The sequence below is a fragment of the Prevotella bivia DSM 20514 genome, from assembly GCF_000262545.1.
GTDB classification, from domain to species: Bacteria; Bacteroidota; Bacteroidia; order Bacteroidales; family Bacteroidaceae; genus Prevotella; species Prevotella bivia.
Genome location: NZ_JH660659.1, coordinates 362,628 through 381,641, shown reverse-complemented (window position 1 = coordinate 381,641; position 19,014 = coordinate 362,628). Strand labels below are relative to the sequence as shown.

The 19,014-nt window shown below is 39.3% G+C and carries 18 protein-coding genes; 9 read left to right on the top strand and 9 right to left on the bottom strand.

Translation table 11 applies throughout. The features are described from left to right. Window positions 1-161 precede the first annotated feature (161 nt). Window positions 162-1,751, top strand: a complete 1,590-nt coding sequence (gene istA, locus PREBIDRAFT_RS02300; protein WP_004337046.1) for an IS21 family transposase — start codon at window positions 162-164, stop codon at window positions 1,749-1,751. 6 nt (window positions 1,752-1,757) lie between these two features. After that, entirely contained in the window at window positions 1,758-2,546 is a 789-nt protein-coding gene (istB, locus tag PREBIDRAFT_RS02295; RefSeq protein WP_004339083.1) for an IS21-like element helper ATPase IstB, read from the top strand. Window positions 2,547-2,636: 90 nt separating this feature from the next. Here the strand turns inward: istB and PREBIDRAFT_RS02290 are convergent, their stop codons facing one another. Further along, a complete protein-coding gene (locus PREBIDRAFT_RS02290; protein ID WP_004339082.1) occupies window positions 2,637-3,188 on the bottom strand; it encodes a hypothetical protein in 552 nt (183 codons plus the stop codon). A gap of 9 nt (window positions 3,189-3,197) precedes the next feature. Further along, window positions 3,198-3,569, bottom strand: coding sequence for a hypothetical protein (locus PREBIDRAFT_RS02285; protein ID WP_004339081.1), 372 nt, complete (start codon window positions 3,567-3,569; stop codon window positions 3,198-3,200). Between the two features lie 241 nt (window positions 3,570-3,810). Here PREBIDRAFT_RS02285 and PREBIDRAFT_RS02280 point away from each other — a divergent pair, with 241 nt between their 5' ends. Then, window positions 3,811-4,239 (top strand): helix-turn-helix domain-containing protein, encoded by a 429-nt coding sequence (locus PREBIDRAFT_RS02280; protein ID WP_238295900.1) that lies wholly within the window; start codon window positions 3,811-3,813, stop codon window positions 4,237-4,239. A 442-nt stretch (window positions 4,240-4,681) separates the two neighbouring features. Here PREBIDRAFT_RS02280 and PREBIDRAFT_RS02275 read toward each other — a convergent pair whose 3' ends face one another. Together PREBIDRAFT_RS02275 and PREBIDRAFT_RS02270 are read right to left on the bottom strand one after the other, a co-directional pair. Continuing rightward, on the bottom strand, window positions 4,682-4,921 hold the full coding sequence (locus PREBIDRAFT_RS02275) for a hypothetical protein (RefSeq protein WP_004337010.1): 240 nt from the start codon (window positions 4,919-4,921) through the stop codon (window positions 4,682-4,684). A 442-nt stretch (window positions 4,922-5,363) separates the two neighbouring features. Continuing rightward, window positions 5,364-5,915 carry a 30S ribosomal protein S16 gene (locus tag PREBIDRAFT_RS02270; protein ID WP_004337008.1) on the bottom strand — a complete coding sequence of 184 codons (552 nt, stop codon included), beginning with the start codon at window positions 5,913-5,915 and terminating at the stop codon, window positions 5,364-5,366. Between the two features lie 360 nt (window positions 5,916-6,275). On the opposite strand from PREBIDRAFT_RS02270, the gene PREBIDRAFT_RS02265 reads away from it, so the two are divergent. Further along, window positions 6,276-6,716 (top strand): HD domain-containing protein, encoded by a 441-nt coding sequence (locus PREBIDRAFT_RS02265; RefSeq protein WP_004337006.1) that lies wholly within the window; start codon window positions 6,276-6,278, stop codon window positions 6,714-6,716. Between the two features lie 5 nt (window positions 6,717-6,721). Further along, complete coding sequence (locus tag PREBIDRAFT_RS02260) at window positions 6,722-7,375, top strand: DUF262 domain-containing protein (RefSeq protein WP_004337004.1); 654 nt, start codon at window positions 6,722-6,724, stop codon at window positions 7,373-7,375. 13 nt (window positions 7,376-7,388) lie between these two features. Here the strand turns inward: PREBIDRAFT_RS02260 and PREBIDRAFT_RS02255 are convergent, their stop codons facing one another. From PREBIDRAFT_RS02255 to uvrA, 4 genes are all read right to left on the bottom strand, one after another. Further along, entirely contained in the window at window positions 7,389-7,976 is a 588-nt protein-coding gene (locus PREBIDRAFT_RS02255) for an aminotransferase class IV (protein ID WP_004337003.1), read from the bottom strand. Continuing rightward, window positions 7,973-8,950, bottom strand: coding sequence for an aminodeoxychorismate synthase component I (locus PREBIDRAFT_RS02250; RefSeq protein ID WP_004337002.1), 978 nt, complete (start codon window positions 8,948-8,950; stop codon window positions 7,973-7,975). The genes PREBIDRAFT_RS02255 and PREBIDRAFT_RS02250 overlap by 4 nt, the downstream gene beginning before the upstream one ends. Beyond that, on the bottom strand, window positions 8,947-9,519 hold the full coding sequence (locus PREBIDRAFT_RS02245; RefSeq protein ID WP_004337001.1) for an anthranilate synthase component II: 573 nt from the start codon (window positions 9,517-9,519) through the stop codon (window positions 8,947-8,949). The genes PREBIDRAFT_RS02250 and PREBIDRAFT_RS02245 overlap by 4 nt, the downstream gene beginning before the upstream one ends. Window positions 9,520-9,695: 176 nt before the next feature. Beyond that, window positions 9,696-12,521 (bottom strand): excinuclease ABC subunit UvrA, encoded by a 2,826-nt coding sequence (uvrA, locus tag PREBIDRAFT_RS02240; RefSeq protein WP_004337000.1) that lies wholly within the window; start codon window positions 12,519-12,521, stop codon window positions 9,696-9,698. A gap of 176 nt (window positions 12,522-12,697) precedes the next feature. On the opposite strand from uvrA, the gene PREBIDRAFT_RS02235 reads away from it, so the two are divergent. From PREBIDRAFT_RS02235 to PREBIDRAFT_RS02225, 3 genes are read left to right on the top strand one after another with little or no spacing between them, the layout of a single operon-like run. After that, window positions 12,698-14,071 (top strand): PBP1 and LysM peptidoglycan-binding domain-containing protein, encoded by a 1,374-nt coding sequence (locus tag PREBIDRAFT_RS02235; protein ID WP_004336999.1) that lies wholly within the window; start codon window positions 12,698-12,700, stop codon window positions 14,069-14,071. A 32-nt stretch (window positions 14,072-14,103) separates the two neighbouring features. Then, complete coding sequence (locus tag PREBIDRAFT_RS02230; protein WP_004336998.1) at window positions 14,104-14,859, top strand: porin family protein; 756 nt, start codon at window positions 14,104-14,106, stop codon at window positions 14,857-14,859. A 5-nt stretch (window positions 14,860-14,864) separates the two neighbouring features. Beyond that, window positions 14,865-16,424 carry a peptide MFS transporter gene (locus PREBIDRAFT_RS02225; RefSeq protein WP_004336997.1) on the top strand — a complete coding sequence of 520 codons (1,560 nt, stop codon included), beginning with the start codon at window positions 14,865-14,867 and terminating at the stop codon, window positions 16,422-16,424. Window positions 16,425-16,771: 347 nt separating this feature from the next. On the opposite strand, the gene PREBIDRAFT_RS02220 is transcribed toward PREBIDRAFT_RS02225, so the two are convergent. Next, window positions 16,772-18,022, bottom strand: coding sequence for a phosphoglycerate kinase (locus PREBIDRAFT_RS02220; protein WP_004336996.1), 1,251 nt, complete (start codon window positions 18,020-18,022; stop codon window positions 16,772-16,774). Window positions 18,023-18,140: 118 nt separating this feature from the next. Here PREBIDRAFT_RS02220 and queC point away from each other — a divergent pair, with 118 nt between their 5' ends. Beyond that, window positions 18,141-18,794 carry a 7-cyano-7-deazaguanine synthase QueC gene (gene queC, locus PREBIDRAFT_RS02215; RefSeq protein ID WP_004336995.1) on the top strand — a complete coding sequence of 218 codons (654 nt, stop codon included), beginning with the start codon at window positions 18,141-18,143 and terminating at the stop codon, window positions 18,792-18,794. The last annotated feature ends 220 nt before the right edge of the window (window positions 18,795-19,014 follow it).

The window sequence follows — 19,014 nt, the reverse complement described above, 5'->3', positions numbered from 1 at the left end:
TGACCCACGCTGGCAAGTATTTTAGACCCAGTAAGGTTAAAATAACCAGCCCCACCTTGCCAAAATAAGAATGACCCTTTGAAACGCTAGTTTTTTAGGGTCATTTTGTAGTTTTGTGTTACTGTCCTGGTCGGCATTAAAAACATAAAACTATTATTTATATGACAAAATTAAAGAATTTATTGCGCTGTTACGCATCTGGTATGGGAATAAGAAGTATTTCTAGTACTTTCCATATATCTCGTAACACCCTCCGCAAGTATGTCCGTAAATTCCAAGAAAGTGGCTTGTCTATGGAGCAAATTCTGTCGCTTTCAGATGATAAGCTAGCGGACTTGTTTTCAGATGGGCATTCTCGTAACCGTCCGCCTTCTGCTCGTAAGTTGGAGTTAGAGGCACTTGTTCCTGATTATGTGAAACGGCTTAGCAAGAAGGGTGTTTCTATCTTATCTCTTCACACGGAGTATCTCAAAACTCATCCTAATGGTTACCAGTATTCTACTTTCAAACACGCAATCCATGCCTACAGATGTCAAACACGAGCCGTAGGACATGTAGAGCACCTTGCTGGCGATCAGATGTATATTGATTATGCGGGTGATAAACTAGAGATAGTCGAAGAACAGACGGGTGAGGTGCGGAAGGTAGAGGTTTTTGTGGCTACCCTTCCATGCAGTCATTACACCTATTGCGAGGCAGTGTGGTCGCAGAAGAAGGAAGACCTTATCGTTGCTTGCGAGAATGCTCTTCATTTCTTTGGTGGTGTACCCAAGGCTGTTGTGCCTGACAACTTAAAATCAGCCGTTATCCGCAGTGATCGTAATGAGCCTGTTATCAATGACGACTTCGCTGCTATGGCTGAATTTTATGACATGGCTGTTTATCCAGCTAGGGTGCGCCGTCCCAAGGACAAGGCACTGGTTGAGAATGCTGTAAAGCTAATGTATCGGTCGGTATATGTAGATATTGAAGGGCAAATTTTCCATAATCTAGAATCACTTAATATTGCTATACGCACATCTTTAGAAGCATTTAATAGCCGTAGATTGAGTGGACGTAAGGAATCCCGCCAAGAACTATTTGAGGAAATGGAAAAAGATTTTCTTCGTCCTCTTCCTACCGCTCGCTATCAGATGAAGTCTAGAAAGTCTGCTACTGTCATGGCTAATAGCTTCGTTATGCTAAGAAAGCATAGTTATAGTGTTCCAACAGAGTATATCGGCAAACGTATGGAGCTTATTTACGATAATGACAATGTTCAAATCTACTATGGGTTAAAGTTAGTTACCATCCATCAGCGAGATGATACTCCCTATACCTACTCACAGAAAGATGCACATAATCTTCCTGGTCATCATGGTAGCTTTGAAAAGGATTTGGAGGAAATATATCAACGGGCAGGGCAAATAGACAACATCCTTCTGCTTTATCTCAAGGAAGTCGCTACGCAGATGAAATATCCACCAAAAGCCTTCCGCTCTTGCCGTGGTATCATGTCGCTGGAGAAGAAGTATGGCATGGCTCGTCTAGTAGCAGCTTGTAACTGTGCTTCGGAAGGACGACGCTATGGCTATAATGAGATAAAGGATATACTACAGAAGGGTGATGATGCTTCCTATATATCTATGGATGAAGATAATATGGAGCTATCTCCTGAATATAAATCAAAAACGCATAAGAACATACGAGGCAAGGATTATTTCTCAAAGCAATTATCCAATAATAACAATAATAGCAAACAATTAAAGTAAACAACTATGGAACTAAATAATAATAAGACAGCACCTATTGTGCAAGAAATGGATAAGAATCAGTTATCTCTTGATTTAATGCATAGAATGAGGCTTACGGGTATGGCAACTGCCTTTGAAGAAAGTCTAACAACTACAATTGCAGATACGATGACACCAGATGCCTTTTTATCATGGCTCTTATCTCGAGAATGGGACTATCGTTCCGCAGCTGCTATTGAAAGACTCATAAAATCAGCAGGGTTTAGATATAAAGCCTATCCTGAGCAAATAGATTATAATATCAATCGCAACCCTAGCCAAAACAAAATGGAGAGAATACTCTCACTTGATTTTATCAAGCAAGGACGCAATATATTTATTACTGGTTCATCAGGAACTGGTAAAAGTTTTATCGCTACAGCTATAGGCTATCATGCTTGTAAAAATGGTATTAGAACGATGTATGCTAATATGTCAAAATTACTAGGGATACTTAAAGTCGCCAAGAATAAAGGAACGTTAGAAACAGAGCTAAAGAAGATAGAGCGATGTCGCTTGTTAATCCTCGACGATGCCTTCCTTGTACCTGTAGATGCAAAAGAGCGTCCTATATTACTTGATATTATAGAAGATAGGCATGAAAGGAAGTCGATTATCATATCTTCTCAACTTCCTGTGGACAACTGGTACGATGCAATAGGCGACCCTACCGTGGCAGATGCTGTACTAGATAGAATCGTGCATAGCTCATATCAAATAGAACTAACTGGAGAGAGTCTTAGAAAGATAAAAGCAAAGAATATTGGTAGGTAATAGCGAAATAAAATGACCCACCCGACCAGGGCATTTAGTGGGTCAATAATAAATCGTTTTACTGGGTCTAAAATACTTTGCCAGCGTGGGTCAAATTAGTGTGGCTTTTCCATTGCGCTTGTAGTCGTTTACTTTCTTCCTGAAGCGCAGCGTACTGGCAGGGAGTGTATGCCCCAGTTCCTCGCGCAGGATTTCGATGGTCTTCGCCATCATATCCCAGTTGTATCTGCCACCGAACAGACGTTGGCTGTCCCTTGCACGCTCATAGAGCTTGATACAGCAGTTCAGTACCGAGGCATTGATGATGTACTCGCGTTTCTTTTTCTCGTCAAGGTCGATACCTGTTTTGCTGCGGTCATGGAAAAAGGCGATGGCTGCCTGATCCATTTCGTAATTGGAAAGTACCCACGTCTTGATGCGAACCTCGTCGCCGCCTGGATACTTCTTCTCTACAGCCTCCTTGTATTTTGTCGGTAAACTGTCTATGGCAATCAGAGCACAACAGCCATTCACACCACCTCCATGCCGAACCACCTTTACCTTCTTTCGATAGGTAAGGCTATTGTAGTTCGAGGCAGTCATAATGCCACCATCTACAAGTTCGCCGTATGATATGCAAAGCCTATTGTCGTAATACTCCATATCGCCTCCTTATAAAGCCTTTGCGTATTCCTGCATAGAAGGAATCTCGCTCAGATAAACCTTGCTGTAATCCTTTCTTTTGGAACCCTTGAACAAGATGATCCCCGTGCCAGTTGTCATGTTGGCTTCCAAGACGGCACCATTGCTAAAATACTGGCGCATCAGCCTCATTCCATTTTCGGTAACATCATAGAAGATTTCCTCCTCAGGTACAGAAGCCTCTATCCAACCACCTTTCATTCTGGCCGTATGGCGGATTTTTCGGGCAAGCTCACTGTCGCTGTCAAAGCTCAGTGCCCTGTTAACCATACGTTCTGTTACTCCGAACGCTTTCATAAGCGTCCTTTTCACGTCCATTGTCGTTTGAATCTTACGTGCCATAATCTCACTTACTTTTAAGACTTAATATTTGCTAATCTCGGCTATTTTTCGTATTTTTGACCGCACGTTCCATTGGAACACGTTGCAAAGGTACAGAAATTCTGTAATATACCAAACTTTTATCCAGAAAATTACAAAATAAATTTCAGAAATTATGGAAATATGGGAAAGGATACTATCTAAGGATGAGATTAACACAAGGTTTCATTGGGCTGTTAATGCGATATTATCCAATAATTTAATGCCAAATAAAACAGCGTTGGCAGAATCTTTGGGTGTAAAGCCTTCGAAGTTTTCAGAAATTCTGAATGGGAGAATGAAAGTAGGTATTGATATGGTTGCAATAATGTGTGACTTTTACAATATCTCCCCAGATTGGATATTGATGAGCCGAGGAAATAACATTTTCCGAGCCTCTGAACTCCCTGACTATTGTGTAGATGATGAGAAGTGGATTAAGAAAGTATCTTCAGATGGGCAAAAAAAGAAACTCGAAGACCCAAATGCTTCTATTGCACCTTTTCTGAAACTACTCCATGAGAAAGATACCACGATAAGAGAGCAAGCAGAGGAAATTGGACAACTCAAGGAACAAGTCCGCCAACTAACTATTGAAAAAGAAAGGCTTGCCGCCAATGCCCAATCTTCAGGCACTGCGAACGTCGGATAGACGTCTTTAGAGTTATCAAGGGAGGACGTTGGCACGAGAAAGAATAATGAGAAGATACACCATAACCCTCCAGTCCCATCCCTTTCTCCCCCTTTTCTCTATTCTCCCCCTCTTTAACACCCTTGAAAATAGGAAAGTGCTTGATATAGCGTTATTTAATAAGGTATAGTTTCAAAAACAGGTGGCATTTAGGGGGGGGCTATCGGTGGCATAAATGCGAATATCATTAAAAAAGTAGTATTTTCCACCCCTTGTATCATACCCCATCAAAACCTATTTTTGCATAACCACTTTTACAAAAATGCATAACCACTTTGCATAACCACGTGCATAACCAGCCCTGAAAATTGCCCTCAAATACATGTAAAAAGGGTGATAAAACCACTCCGATTTTACCACCCTCTTAAACGGCGTTTTAATGCCGTTCTAAGTCCCTTTTTCCTCAGTTTTTATACGTTGCTCCAGAACCGCCAGAAATGAGCGTAGATTGCTTTATTATAGCCTGTTTCGTTATGATTGTTCCATTTCCAGAAAGCCCTGCATGGAGCAAATAATTACGTGTAGCACCCACCTGTTCAGGCGTAAATACCGTGTAAACGGCAGAAATGCTGCTGAAATACCAGTCTTTCCGTTTCGTATCCTTTAATCCGTGTATCAAATGTACGTGTATAACCTTTGCCATAATCTATTATTTTACGTTGCAAATATACTAAATAATAATTATATGGAGTAAAATAGCACTTTATTTTTCCTAAGACCGCAATAAAAAGAGCAGATTTACTGCCCTCTTTATTCTCCTCATTGTTCTATGTAAGCCTTCTGTAAAGCAATGTGAGTCTTTCGTCAACTTAATAAGCCTCATCAAGCCTCAAATGTAAACCGAAATTAAAGCAATGCAAACGTTTCGTTTTACAGGCTCATATTCTATCAATACGCATAACTCTTTGAAACATAAAGCAATAAGCCGTTTTTATCTTCAACTCATTTTATACGCTTCGTTCTGTGCCCCATAGATATGTGGCTTTCATATCTTAGGTGAAACTTTTTATCAATTTGATAAAACGAATAAAGCTGCAAACTCTTTCGAGCTTGCAGCTTTATTTGTTGTTTGCGAAAAGCTAAACTTATGCTTCAGCCTCAGCAGCTGATTCCTCTGCAGGAGCAGCCTCTTCTGTTGCAGTTTCTGCAGCCTGAGCTTCAGCAGCAGCTTGTGCAGCCTGTGCTTTCTTCTCAGCTACCTTCTTAGCGATAGCTTCGTTTACCTTCTTCTCTTCTTCTAGGTTCTTTGCAGCAGCAGCCTTCTTTTCATCTGCAGTCTTCTTTTCTACAGCCTCTATAGCAGCAGTCTTAGCTTGCTTCCAAGCATCAAACTTCTTCTCAGCAGTAGCTTCGTCAAAAGCACCCTTCTTAACACCACCGCGCAAGTGTTTCATCATGTAAACACCTTCTCCCTTTAGGATGTTACGTACGGTATCAGTTGGCTGTGCGCCAGTTTCTACCCAATAAAGAGCACGTTCGAAATTCAAATCTACAGTAGCAGGATTGGTGTTAGGATTGTAAGTACCAATCTTTTCAGTAAATTTACCATCACGTGGTGCGCGAACATCAGCGATAACGATGCTGTAGAAAGCATAGCTCTTACGACCGCCGCGTTGCAATCTGATCTTTGTTGCCATTTAATTTTTATTTTTAAAGGTTTGAATTTAATGCCATTATCTCGTAATAGCGACTGCAAAAGTACAACTATTTAGTTGAACTAACAAACTATCAGCGTATTATATTTCTCTGTTTTTGAAATTTGGTATGTTTAGATGTAGCTAAAATCCGGCGTAATTCAAAAAAATATATAGTAGAATAATAAAAACAAGTAGTTGGGGTAGTACATAAGTACTTTAAAATATATATCTTTGCATAAGATAGGCTGCATTCAGCAATATTCAAACAAGTTTGTATTGCATTCATTTGCACTATCTTTGCAACGATAGGCAATCTTCATACACTCTTTTTAAAAAGCCAACCCCTTTAAAACTAACTAAATGGATGATTACGCACGACTAATAAAAAAGGCAGATGCTATAGCAGAACGATTTCATGCAGGGCAAAAAGATAAGGCGGGTGCTGATTATATTTCTCACCCACGCAGAGTAGCTGCGAGGTGCAAGACTAATGCTGCTAAGATTGTAGCTCTTTTGCATGACACGTTAGAGGATACGGAAGTAACTTTATCTTACTTAGAAGAACAAGGCTTTTCTAAGGAAATTACAGATGGTGTTTTATCTGTTACTCGACAAGAAGGAGAAACGTACGATGATTTCATAACCCGTGCTAGTAAAAATGTAATAGGTAAGGAAGTAAAAATTGCAGATTTACAAGACAATATGGATATAACTCGGCTAAGCCATCCATTAAAGGAGCGTGATTTTGAAAGGCTTAATAAATATCTTTTGGCTTATAAGCGGTTAACTTTAGAAATCTAAAAAATATGGCAACATCTTCTAGTAACGTTTTACAACTAGCTATTACTAATATTGGTGATCTTTTGCTACAACATAAGATCACAAACAAAGGTGATAATAAGCCTATTGATAACATAAAGTTATCAATCCCTATCTATCAGCGACCTTATAAGTGGACAGCAAAGAATATAATACAATTGCTTGATGACATAATTAATGCTAAAAATGAAAATAAAGAAGTGTATCGTGTAGGTACTCTGATCTTACATCTTGATAAAGAAGGCAATTATAATATAGTTGATGGGCAGCAAAGAACCATTAGTTTTTCTTTATTGCTTACAGCTCTAGGAGCGCAAAAGATAGATTTTTTATATGAGAAATTGCCTGATAATTATGATACAAGACGTAATATCGTCAATAACTTTAGTGCTTTGGAAAAACGGTTTAGGGCAGTAAAGGAGGATAAAGATAGTAAAGTTATAGATAACAGACAGTTGGTTGATTTAGATTCTTCTCAGAAAATACCAAAAATAAGTGTAGCGTCATTAAAACTTATGATCATGATGCAGGTATGTAAGGATAATATCGCAGATGAGGTTCGGGAAGAAGGTAAAGAATGGTCAGCAGATGATATTGAAAAGCATCAGCAGAAGATGTTGACTATATTGGGTTGCAAATAGTTCTTTACTGCTGCTATTTTAGTATGTCTTTTACCTTGATAGGTGATTGACATCCGAGGGGTTGCATAGCATTGATGAAGTGGAGGTATTGATAGTTGGGTAACTGTTCTATACTTATATCTTTAGCTTGGATTGCGTTTTTGTTTAATAAGCTTTGTCGCATCGTTCCTTTAAGAAGAGGACGAGCAGGAGTGAACAATCCTTTGTCGTTTTCGAGTATGATGTTGGCATAGGCACTATCCGATAGCAAACCATTCTTAACGATGACAATATCATCTGTATTGGCTTTGTGCCACAATTTATTAAGGAGCGTGCGGTCGGCGTATTTATATTGATAATCTATATCATTAGCATACACAAGTTTTACACATTTACGAGGCTTGAGCGTATAAGGTTGGAACGCTACTTCTTGTATCTTTTCATCATAAACGACACGACATTTGTAGATACCTTCACGGTAAGCTGCGGGTATTTCAATGCTGGAAAGCAAAATATTAGTTTTATAATGTGTGGCAAGTGTGCCATTAACACGCTGCTGATGGAGGTCGAGTTGTTGTAAAACACCATCAACAAGGCGAATACTTTCTAGGAATTGTATCATGTTGTTGGAAGATAAATCTTTTCTATTATTTCGTTATATTCTGAAAGACAATTGCTGTTTACGGTAATACCTCCGCCACTGCGAAAGAAGTTTTTGCCATCTATCTCTTCTATATAGCGAATGAGCACACCACTATCCAATGCCTCCCCATCGTAATAACCAAACACACCCGTATAAAAACCGCGTTTCTCGCCTTGCTCTGCCTCGCGAATGAGATTGAGCGTGGCAGCCTTTGGCGCTCCTGACACAGAACCTGCGGGAAGCATTTTAAGAAGAATATCACCAATGTTTGCTTGCCAATTATCACCAAGAGTACCTCTTATCTCACTACTTACTTGAAGGATAGAACGTTGTGGAGTAGCTATTTTTTCAATGTATCTAAACCTTGCAACCTCTACATTATTTGCGTTTAAGCCCAAATCGTTGCGAAGCAAGTCCACCACTGTTACATGTTCTGCTGTTTCTTTGGGATCATTAAGAATAATTTCTTCGGCATTTGACAATGAGGCATCTATTGTTCCTTTCATAGGATAGGTAGAAATGGTGTTGCCTTCGATACGCACGAAGATTTCGGGCGAGAAGCAAACAAAGTGGTTAGGAACAAAGATACAATAAGGGGCTTTCGACATTTCGAATATATCTAGCATCGAAGCATTACAGGATATGGGTGTTTGAACAGTAAGATTAGTGAGAAAGGAATTGCCTCGATGTAAACCTCGGCTTACAATGTCGAAACGTTGTTGGTAGGCTTCAAAGGTTATCGGAGTAGCCGTCAGTTGGGTGTCAATCTGCTTGTTCGTAACTGTCTTATTTCCTCCGAGTGGTGTTCGGAAAAGAATATTGCTCTGTGCAAGTGGATTTTCGATGAAAAGCGCATGTTCAAGTTCAAAGTCGAAGGCAAAAAGGAATGGAGTGTGGCTAGCTCCACACTTATTCATCTGTATAGCTGCATCACGTGGTGAGATTGTTTTCATATAGTATAGAAGTTTTGAAGCATTTGTAATCCGTTGGGTGTCATAAACGACTCAGGATGAAATTGTACGCCAAAGAGGGGATATTTCTTGTGTTGTAGAGCCATGATCATACCGTCATTAGTAGCTGAAACCATCTCAAGTTCGTGGGGTAAGTTCTCTTTCTCCACTGCCCACGAATGATAACGCGCCACTGTTATCTCGCTCTTCATTTGTTTAAAAAGCGGAGAATGCGTATTGATATTTACCTTGGTTGTGCCACCATGAATAGGATGAGACAACTGATAAAGCTTTGCACCGTAAGCTTCGGCAAAAGCTTGGTGTCCAAGACATATACCAAAATATGGCACTTTATTTTCTATCGTATGAAAAATATGGAGCAAGTTACCAGCTTCTGCTGGCACTCCGGGACCCGGAGAAGCCACTATTCGGTGGTATTTTAATAAGGTAGAAGGCGTTATTTCATCGTTCTTCAACACATCAAAACGCTCGTTTTTGGGTGCTGCGGATAGTAAAAGATGATAGAGATTGTAAGTAAACGAATCGTAATTATCAATGATGAGTGTACACATACTTATATATATGCGTGTTAAAAGGTTAATAAAAAGGTTCGCATTGGGATTCCTACTGTAGGCAGGATATTGAGCGGTAAACAGCATTTACCACACTACATAATGCAATATTTATGCTACAAAAGTAATAAAAAAGAAAAAACTCCCCTAGTATATAAGGGAGTTTTTAGTGTTGTTTATAATAATTTTGCTAAGAATTTCTGTGTGTGTCCTTGCTTACTCTTGACAACTTCTTCGGGCGTGCCTTTGGCAAGAATGCGACCACCACCGCGTCCACCTTCTGGGCCCATATCAATAAGATAGTCGGCTAACTTGATCACATCAAGGTTGTGTTCAATGATCAGCACCGTGTTTCCTTTGTCAATAAGCTTTTGTAGCACATTCATCAAAATACGAATATCTTCAAAATGGAGACCTGTTGTTGGCTCGTCAAGGATATAAAGCGTTTTCCCTGTATCACGTTTCGATAGTTCTGTAGCAAGTTTCACGCGCTGACTCTCACCACCTGAAAGAGTAGTAGAACTCTGTCCAAGCTTGATATAACCTAGCCCGACATCTTGTAGTGCCTTTACCTTTGGTAATATCTGTGGTACATTCTCGAAAAACTCTACCGCAGTGTTTACCGTCATATCCAATACATCGGCAATCGACTTACCCTTAAAGCGTACTTCTAACGTCTCACGGTTATAACGTTTGCCGTGGCAAGTCTCGCAAGGAACCATCACATCGGGCAAGAAATTCATCTCAATGGTCTTATACCCATTACCACCACAAGTCTCACAACGTCCACCTTTCACATTAAAAGAGAAGCGTCCTGGTTTGTATCCACGAATTTTAGCCTCAGGAAGTCCAACGAATAGTTGGCGAATATCTGAGAACACTCCCGTGTAAGTGGCAGGGTTTGAGCGTGGAGTTCTGCCTATAGGACTTTGATCAACATCTACCACCTTATCTATATTATCAATGCCCTCTATGCTTTTATAAGCCATTGGCTTCTTCAGCGAACGGTAAAAGTGATGCGAGAGGATAGGTTGAAGGGTTTCGTTGATCAGCGTACTCTTACCCGATCCTGACACTCCGCTCACAACAACAAGTTTGCCTAGTGGTAATTCGAGATCTACATTTTTTAGATTGTTGCCTGTGCAGCCAATAAGTTTGATGGTTTTACCATTTCCTTTTCGGCGTTCTTTTGGTAAAGCAATGCTTTTTTCGCCATTGAGATATTGAGCCGTAAGCGTGTGAGTATTGAGCATTTCTTTAGGTGTGCCTTGGAAAACCACTTCTCCACCTTTGCGCCCAGCCTTTGGACCAATGTCAATAATCCAATCGGCTGCTCGCATCATATCCTCATCATGCTCCACAACAATGACCGTATTACCGAGGTTTCTCAACTCCTTTAGAGAGTTGATCAATCGCTCATTATCGCGCTGGTGCAGACCAATAGAGGGTTCGTCAAGGATGTAAAGAACATTGACAAGTTGTGAGCCTATCTGCGTTGCTAAGCGAATACGCTGACTTTCACCACCCGAAAGCGAACCACTCTGACGATTAAGCGACAAGTAATCGAGTCCCACATCTAAAAGGAAGTTAATGCGTTTGCGTATTTCCTTAATGATTTCTGTGGCAATGCGTTTTTGTTTTTCGTTAAGATGCTCCTCAAGGTGATCAATCCAATCCTTTAAATCGGTAATATCTTTATGTGCTAATTCGGCAATATTATTATCCCAAAGCTTATACGATAAGGCCTCACGGTTCAGTCGTTGTCCATGACATTCAGGACATTCTACCTCAGCAATAAACTGGTCTGCCCATTTCTTGCCAGCCGAAGAATCATCGGCTTCGATCACAGAGCGAAGGTATTTGATAACACCATTAAACTCAATGAAATAGTCGGACGAGGTATGCACCACTTCTTTGGCAATCTTCACCTTTTCGATAGCACCGTTCAAAATCTCATCTAAACATTCTTCAGGCACATCTTTTATAGCTGTTTTTAGCGTACAATCGAATTTCTTCAGAATGGCTTCTATCTGCCAAAATATTATTTGGTTTTTATGTTTGCCAAGCGGGGTGATAGCACCTTCGTAAATACTTAGTTTGCGATCAGGGATAACCTTATTAATATCAATCTCATTGATTATTCCCAGACCCTTACAATGTGGGCATGCCCCTTCAGGCGAATTGAATGAGAATATATTTGGAGCAGGATCTTTATAGGCAATGCCTGTAATCGGATCCATGAGTTTCTTTGAAAAATACTTAGCCTCATTGGTTTCTTTATCAAGGATCATTGTTAAGCCATCGCCTTGCTTCATAGCAACGGAAACGGTCTTAGCTAAGCGTTCGCGAAGCAAGTCGGTAGCCATACTCGTGAGACTCATCTTGTCGATTACTACCTCTATATTATGGTTTTTATATCGATCCACTTTCATACCACGAGTTATTTCAAGCACTTCTCCGTCTACACGGATGTAAAGATACCCCTTGCGACGCATTTGTTCAAACAATTCGCGATAATGACCTTTACGATTGCGAACGAGTGGAGCAAGAATGAAAATCTTTTTATCAGCATAGTGTTGGATAATCATATCCACCACCTTTTCCTCTGTATATTTCACCATCTTCTCACCACTCATATACGAATAAGCCTCACCAGCACGTGCAAAGAGCAATCGAAGATAATCGTATATTTCGGTGGTAGTACCCACTGTGGAGCGTGGATTTTTATTGGTAGTTTTTTGTTCAATAGAGATAACGGGTGATAATCCGCTAATCTTGTCTACATCTGGACGCTCAAGATTGCCAAGAAAATTGCGTGCGTATGCCGAGAATGTCTCGATATAGCGGCGCTGACCTTCTGCAAAAATGGTATCGAAGGCAAGCGAACTCTTGCCCGACCCTGATAATCCTGTAAAAACAGTGAGGGAGTTTCTTGGTATCGTTACATCTACATTCTTCAAGTTATGTACACGAGCACCTAATACTTCTATCTTTTCATTCATTGTTATTCCTAATCTCCTCCTTTAATAATGGCTAAAATACACCATAAATAGCTATAATTAGCACCCTAGCATTTGTATAATTGTGCAAAATTACAAAAAATAGTTCTTCTATAATGTAGGAGCTAAAGAGTTTTTCTTATCTTTGCAAATAGATAATCTAAGAGTTAAGTTTGATTATGAAACATAAAATAAAATATTTATTAGTCGCATTGTTGATGATTGTTTGTACACAAAGTTGGGGACAAACAACAAAATGGTGCGATGTGCATCAGGTGGCTAAACGTGAAACGATCTTTGGTATAGCAAAATCATATAATGTTAGTATTCAGGATTTACTCAATGCCAATCCTGAGATGAAAGTTCCGGGATATGAATTGAAAAAAGGTACATGGATATTTGTTCCTTTTGCTAAAGCTGGTGATCAAAAGGCGGAAATAGCTTATGTAAACAACAGTTCTGCAGTTACTCCTACTGCTTCTCAAGTGGCTAGCAATGTGATCAAAGTAGGCGTGATGTTGCCTTTACATAATAATGATGGTGATGGTAAACGCATGATAGAGTTCTATCGTGGTATGTTGCTTGCCTTTAATGAGCTAAAAAAAGAAGGTTTTACCACTGATGTTCATGCTTGGAATGTGCCTATTGATGGTGATATTAATAAGACTTTACAAGATAGGAATGCTGCTAGTATGAATATGATTTTTGGTCCGTTGTATTCTAATCAAGTAAAAACGTTGTCCGATTTTTGTAAAAATCACGGTATTAAAATGATCGTTCCTTTCTCTATTAATGGTAATGAAATAGCTGAAAATACCAATTTCTTCCAAGTGTATGAAAATAATGACATTCAGTCTACTAAGGCTATTGCAGCTTTCTTGGAGCGTTTTAAGAAGTCTCATCATCCTGTATTCATTGATTGTAACGACGATAAGAGTAAAGTCGGAGCTTTCACAAGTACTTTGAGACGACAGCTTGAACTAGATAAAGTGGCTTACGACTTGACTAATCTAAACTCATCAGATGTCGATTTTGCAAAACATTTCAGCAAGACCGTACCTAATGTAGTTATTCTTAATTCAGAGAAAAGCCCTCAGCTCAATGCTGTTATCACTAAGTTGAACACGCTCACCAAGGCTAACTCTGGTTTGGCTATTTCTTTGTATGGCTATAACCAATGGTTTATGTATCAAGATTATGTCTTAGCATCGTTCTTCAAATATAATGTTTATATCCCTTCTACCTATTATTATAATAAAAATTCGGATAAGACACGAGCTTTTGAAAAGCTTTATACCACTACTTATGGTGAAGCGATGAATAATACTTATATTCCACGTATTGCCATTAATGGTTATGATCAGGTGCAATTCTTTGTGCGTGGCTATAAGAAGCAAGGTGCAAAATTTAAGGGAGTTGCATCGGATGTTGCCTATAAATCGTTACAGAACCGCTTCAATTTTGAGAAGATTGGGCAGGGTGGTTATCGCAATAAGTTTTTCCAATTGATCCATTTTAAGCTTGATCAAACGTTAGAAAGCTTAGTTTACTAAAATCATTCATTAACAACGCGCAAATTGTTTATATGGAGTTTCCAAAAAAAGTATTAATACTTTCCATATTTTCTATGCTTACTTTTGTTGCTGTTCATGCGCAAGTAGGAGAGCATCGTAACGACCTTTCTGTAGGTGTGAATGGTGGTTATGTGCTTTCTAATGTTGGTTTCGAACCAAAAGTAAGTCAGAAAATGCACGGAGGTGTTACGGGTGGACTAAGTGTTAGGTATGTTTGCGAAAAATATTTTAAGACTATCTGCTCTATTTATGGTGAAATCAATTATGCTTCACTAGGTTGGAAAGAAAATATTCAGACTACTACCAATCAGCCTGTTATAAATAGTAACGGTGAGGCAGAGGCATATTCACGCACCATTAATTACATTCAAATCCCTATTATGGCACACTTGGCATGGGGTAAGGAACAGAATGGTATCAACTTTTTCTTTAATGCTGGTCCGCAATTAGGCTTTTATTTGAACGAAGCAACAAAGCAAAACTATACCTCTCCTAACGTAACTACAGATGGAACGGGGCGGTCGAACGCGATTATAGCACAAGAGACTATGCCTGTAGAGAAAAAGTTCGACTATGGTATTGTTGCAGGCATAGGTTTAGAATACAGTAACCGCAAAGTGGGGCACTTCCTACTTGAAGCACGTTATTACTATGGACTTGGCAATATCTATGCTAACTCGAAGAAAGATTATTTCGGAAAATCTAATTTCAGTAATATTGTTATCAAAGCAACTTATTTGTTTGACATAACTAAAACCAAAAAATAAAATTTATGTTTCAAAATCATCCAAAGGGATTAATTCCCGCAGCTTTAAGCAATTTAGGCGAACGTTTTGGCTATTACATTATGAACGCCGTATTATTACTCTTTTTATGTTCTAAGTTTGGCTTGAGCGATGAAACGAGTGGTATTATTTATTCTGTATTCTATGCACTAATTTACGTGCTAAGTTTAGTAGGTGGAGTAATAGCTGACCGTACCCAAAACTATAAAGGTACCATTATGGCTGGTATTTCTATTATGGCAGTGGGCTATATTTTGCTTTCTTTCCCTATTATGTCAACGGCATCGAACATCTCTTGGTTGTTGCCATTTACTTGTGTTGCGCTATTGTTGATTGCATTTGGTAATGGTCTGTTTAAAGGTAACTTGCAGGCTATAGTAGGTCAGATGTACGATAATATGGAAGCTGAGGCTGCAGCAAAAGGACCTGAAGCAATGAAAGCCGTTGAGGGACGACGCGACTCTGGTTTCCAAATTTTCTATGTGTTCATTAATATTGGTGGACTTATAGCTCCATTTATTGCTCCTTATTTACGTGAATGGTGGTTGGGTACTAAAGGTTTGTTGTATAATGCTGAGTTGCCTGCTTTATGTCATAAGTTCCTTGGAAGTGTTAACATGACAGGGGAAGAAACTTCTAACTTGAATAAACTTATGCGTGAAGTAGGTGGTAATGTTAGCGATATGACAGCTGCTTGTAACACTTACCTAGATACTTTTAATACTGGTGTTCACTATTCGTTTATAGCTTCAGTAGCTGCTATGCTATTGTCGTTGGTTATTTTTATCGCTTTTAAAAAGATTTTCCCAACCCCTTCTAAAAAGGTAGCACAAGCTGCAGTAGAATATACCGCAGAAGAGAAACTTGCTATGGGTAAGGAAATAAAGCAGCGTATGTATGCTTTGTTTGCAGTATTGGGTATCGCCATCTTTTTTTGGTTCTCATTCCATCAAAATGGTCAGTCGCTGTCTGTTTTTGCGCGCGACTTTGTTAAGACCGAATCTATTGCTCCTGAAATATGGCAAGCTGTAAATCCATTCTTTGTGATTGTACTTACACCTGTTATCATGTGGGTTTTTGGAATGTTAAATAAAGCAGGAAAAAGTATTTCTACTCCTCGCAAGATAGCTTATGGTATGCTTATCGCAGGTCTTGCTTACCTATTCCTTGCGTTCTACTCTTGGTCGGTAAATTATCCTTCAGGCGAAGAATTTAAGGCTATGGCAGTAAGTTCTAAGGAGGCTATGAAGGCTGGTCCTTGGGTGCTTATTGTTACTTATTTCTTCTTGACTGTTGCCGAGCTGTTTATTTCTCCATTGGGTTTGTCATTTGTATCTAAGGTAGCACCTAAGCACTTGCAAGGTGTATGCCAGGGTTTATGGTTAGGAGCGACAGCAGTTGGTAACCTTCTTATTTGGATAGGTCCTCTTATGTATAACAAGATGCCTTTGTGGCAGTGTTGGAGTGTGTTCCTCATAGTATGTCTCATTTCTATGGGTGTTATGCTTGGTATGGTGAAGTGGCTTGAAAGAGTTACTAAGGCATAAATTAGAAAATTTAAATACAACAAGCGGATGTATCTCTTTGCGAGGTACATCCGTTTTTTCGTTTATCTACCTTGGTATTTTTAATATACTTTGAATACATAATAGCCGACTTTTTATGAAGATCATCTTTATCCTACCAATCTGTATAGGCGATTTAAGGGGATAATTTACTGCACGAATTGATTAGCCTACTTATTTTTGATGCATCTATAACGATTTTTGGAAAAATACGAAATAGCATAATTTTATAAATTTTGGTGAAACTTATGCTATTAAGAAATGCAATAAAGCCGCTATCCAATGCTAGGATAGCGGCTTTATTAATATCTGTTTTCTTGTGTAAAAGCCTACTTCTCGATAGCAGCAACACCAGGAAGTACCTTACCTTCGATAGCTTCTAGCATAGCACCACCACCTGTTGAAACGTAAGATACCTTGTCAGCCAAGCCAAATTTGTTGACAGCAGCAACAGAGTCGCCACCACCTACAAGTGAAAATGCACCATTCTTTTGGGTCGCTTCTGCTACATACTTAGCAATTTCGCCAGTACCATGTGCGAAGTTTTCTAGTTCAAACACACCTACAGGACCGTTCCAAAGGATAGTTTTTGAGTCAAGAATAATATTCTTCCATTCCTCAAGGCTCTGCTCAGCAGCATCCATACCTTCCCATTCATCAGGAATTTCATTGATAGGGAAAGTTTTACGTTCGGTATCGTTAGAAAAATCTTTTCCACAAACAGTATGTGTAGAAAGAGAAAGATTAACACCCTTTTCCTTAGCAGCCTTCATTACTGCTAGTGCTTCAGGCATTAAATCGTCTTCGTGAAGCGACTTTCCTATTTTTCCGCCTTGTGCCTTGATGAAAGTATAACCCATACCGCCACCAATGATTAAGTTGTCCACCTTGTCAAGTAGGTTCTGAATAACAGCAAGCTTAGAGCTAACCTTAGAGCCACCAATGATCGCTGTGAAAGGATGTTGTGCATTTTTCAACACATTATCAATAGCTGTTACTTCCTTCTCCATCAAGAAGCCAAGCATTTTGTGATCAGCATCAAAGTAGTCAGCAATAACAGCAGTAGAAGCGTGCTTGCGGTGAGCTGTACCAAATGCGTCGTTAACATATACATCAGCATAAGAAGCTAGCTTCTTAGCGAAGTCTGCTTGACGAGTCTTCATTTCAGCCTTAGCAGCATCAAACTCAGGAGTACCCTTTTCTACACCTACAGGCTTACCTTCTTCTTCAGCGTAGTAGCGTAGGTTCTCAAGCAACAAAGCCTCACCAGCCTTTAGTGCAGCAGCCTCTGCCTCTGCGTTTCCAGCATCTTTAGCAAATTTTACTTCAACTCCTAGCGTATCGCTTACATTCTTTACGATCTGGCTTAGAGAAAGCTCAGGTTTTACCTTGCCCTTTGGCTTACCCATGTGGCTCATCATAATCAACGCACCACCATCAGCTAGTACTTTCTTCAATGTTGGAAGTGCACCACGGATACGAGTTTCGTCTGTTACATGTCCATTTTCATCCAAAGGCACATTAAAATCTACGCGAACAATCGCCTTGTGTCCGCCGAAGTTGAAATCATTAATCTTCATCTTTGTTTGAATTATATTACTATTATACTTTATAATCTAGCACAAAAATACAAAAATACATCGGATTGATGAAATCATATCTCTCCTTTTTTGTATTTTTGCATAATAAAGCATAAGTATGAAAGATTCAGTTATTATAGTAAGTGGAGGGTTAGATTCTGTAACCCTATTGTATGAAAAAGCAGACGAGATAGCATTAGCTATTTCTTTTGATTATGGTCAGAACCATTCTAAGAACGAATTGCCTTTAGCGGCTTATCATTGCGAGAAGTTGGGTATTCGGCATATTGTTATTCCTTTGAAGTTTATAAATGAGTACTTCAAAAGTTCGTTGTTAGATGGTGGTGAAGCGATACCAGAAGGGCATTATGAAGAAAACAATATGAAGTCGACAGTGGTACCATTTCGTAATGGCATTATGCTTTCTATAGCAACGGGTATTGCGGAAAGTCATGCACTAAAGCGTGTGATGATCGCTAATCATGGTGGCGACCACACGATCTATCCTGATTGCCGTCCAGCATTTATCCAAGCCATGAACGGTGCAACGGCAACTGGTACATATATTAATGTGCAGGTAGAGGCTCCTTACACGAATATAACCAAAGCAGAAATTGTGCATCGTGGAGCTGCTTTAGGTATTGATTATAGCAAGACATGGAGTTGCTATAAGGGGGGAGAGAAGCACTGTGGTAAGTGTGGCACTTGTGTTGAACGTAAAGAGGCTTTTCGAGATGCTGGTGTAGTTGATCCTACTATATATATAGAATAAGTTTTTATTGAAAGTATTTTTAGAGTGAAGATTAGCTACATAGGTTTAAATAAGTCAGTACTGTAAAGTGGATTTTGAAAGTTGTCATACGCTGCTTTTTTGAAGGGTGCTTTATAACAAGTATATTCTTGTCGTTTGTAGAAAACTCTGCTAACTCTTAGAAAATATTTAATAATAAGCTAATACATCATCTTTTCAATTGCAAAAGATGATGTATTGG

What these genes read in the sequence shown, in the direction of transcription:
- istA (WP_004337046.1), top strand. Translation starts at nt 162, where the DNA reads ATGACAAAATTAAAGAATTTATTGCGCTGTTACGCATCTGGTATGGGA.
- istB (WP_004339083.1), top strand. Translation starts at nt 1,758, where the DNA reads ATGGAACTAAATAATAATAAGACAGCACCTATTGTGCAAGAAATGGAT.
- PREBIDRAFT_RS02290 (WP_004339082.1), bottom strand. Translation starts at nt 3,188, where the DNA reads ATGGAGTATTACGACAATAGGCTTTGCATATCATACGGCGAACTTGTA.
- PREBIDRAFT_RS02285 (WP_004339081.1), bottom strand. Translation starts at nt 3,569, where the DNA reads ATGGCACGTAAGATTCAAACGACAATGGACGTGAAAAGGACGCTTATG.
- PREBIDRAFT_RS02280 (WP_238295900.1), top strand. Translation starts at nt 3,811, where the DNA reads ATGCCAAATAAAACAGCGTTGGCAGAATCTTTGGGTGTAAAGCCTTCG.
- PREBIDRAFT_RS02275 (WP_004337010.1), bottom strand. Translation starts at nt 4,921, where the DNA reads ATGGCAAAGGTTATACACGTACATTTGATACACGGATTAAAGGATACG.
- PREBIDRAFT_RS02270 (WP_004337008.1), bottom strand. Translation starts at nt 5,915, where the DNA reads ATGGCAACAAAGATCAGATTGCAACGCGGCGGTCGTAAGAGCTATGCT.
- PREBIDRAFT_RS02265 (WP_004337006.1), top strand. Translation starts at nt 6,276, where the DNA reads ATGGATGATTACGCACGACTAATAAAAAAGGCAGATGCTATAGCAGAA.
- PREBIDRAFT_RS02260 (WP_004337004.1), top strand. Translation starts at nt 6,722, where the DNA reads ATGGCAACATCTTCTAGTAACGTTTTACAACTAGCTATTACTAATATT.
- PREBIDRAFT_RS02255 (WP_004337003.1), bottom strand. Translation starts at nt 7,976, where the DNA reads ATGATACAATTCCTAGAAAGTATTCGCCTTGTTGATGGTGTTTTACAA.
- PREBIDRAFT_RS02250 (WP_004337002.1), bottom strand. Translation starts at nt 8,950, where the DNA reads ATGAAAACAATCTCACCACGTGATGCAGCTATACAGATGAATAAGTGT.
- PREBIDRAFT_RS02245 (WP_004337001.1), bottom strand. Translation starts at nt 9,519, where the DNA reads ATGTGTACACTCATCATTGATAATTACGATTCGTTTACTTACAATCTC.
- uvrA (WP_004337000.1), bottom strand. Translation starts at nt 12,521, where the DNA reads ATGAATGAAAAGATAGAAGTATTAGGTGCTCGTGTACATAACTTGAAG.
- PREBIDRAFT_RS02235 (WP_004336999.1), top strand. Translation starts at nt 12,698, where the DNA reads ATGAAACATAAAATAAAATATTTATTAGTCGCATTGTTGATGATTGTT.
- PREBIDRAFT_RS02230 (WP_004336998.1), top strand. Translation starts at nt 14,104, where the DNA reads ATGGAGTTTCCAAAAAAAGTATTAATACTTTCCATATTTTCTATGCTT.
- PREBIDRAFT_RS02225 (WP_004336997.1), top strand. Translation starts at nt 14,865, where the DNA reads ATGTTTCAAAATCATCCAAAGGGATTAATTCCCGCAGCTTTAAGCAAT.
- PREBIDRAFT_RS02220 (WP_004336996.1), bottom strand. Translation starts at nt 18,022, where the DNA reads ATGAAGATTAATGATTTCAACTTCGGCGGACACAAGGCGATTGTTCGC.
- queC (WP_004336995.1), top strand. Translation starts at nt 18,141, where the DNA reads ATGAAAGATTCAGTTATTATAGTAAGTGGAGGGTTAGATTCTGTAACC.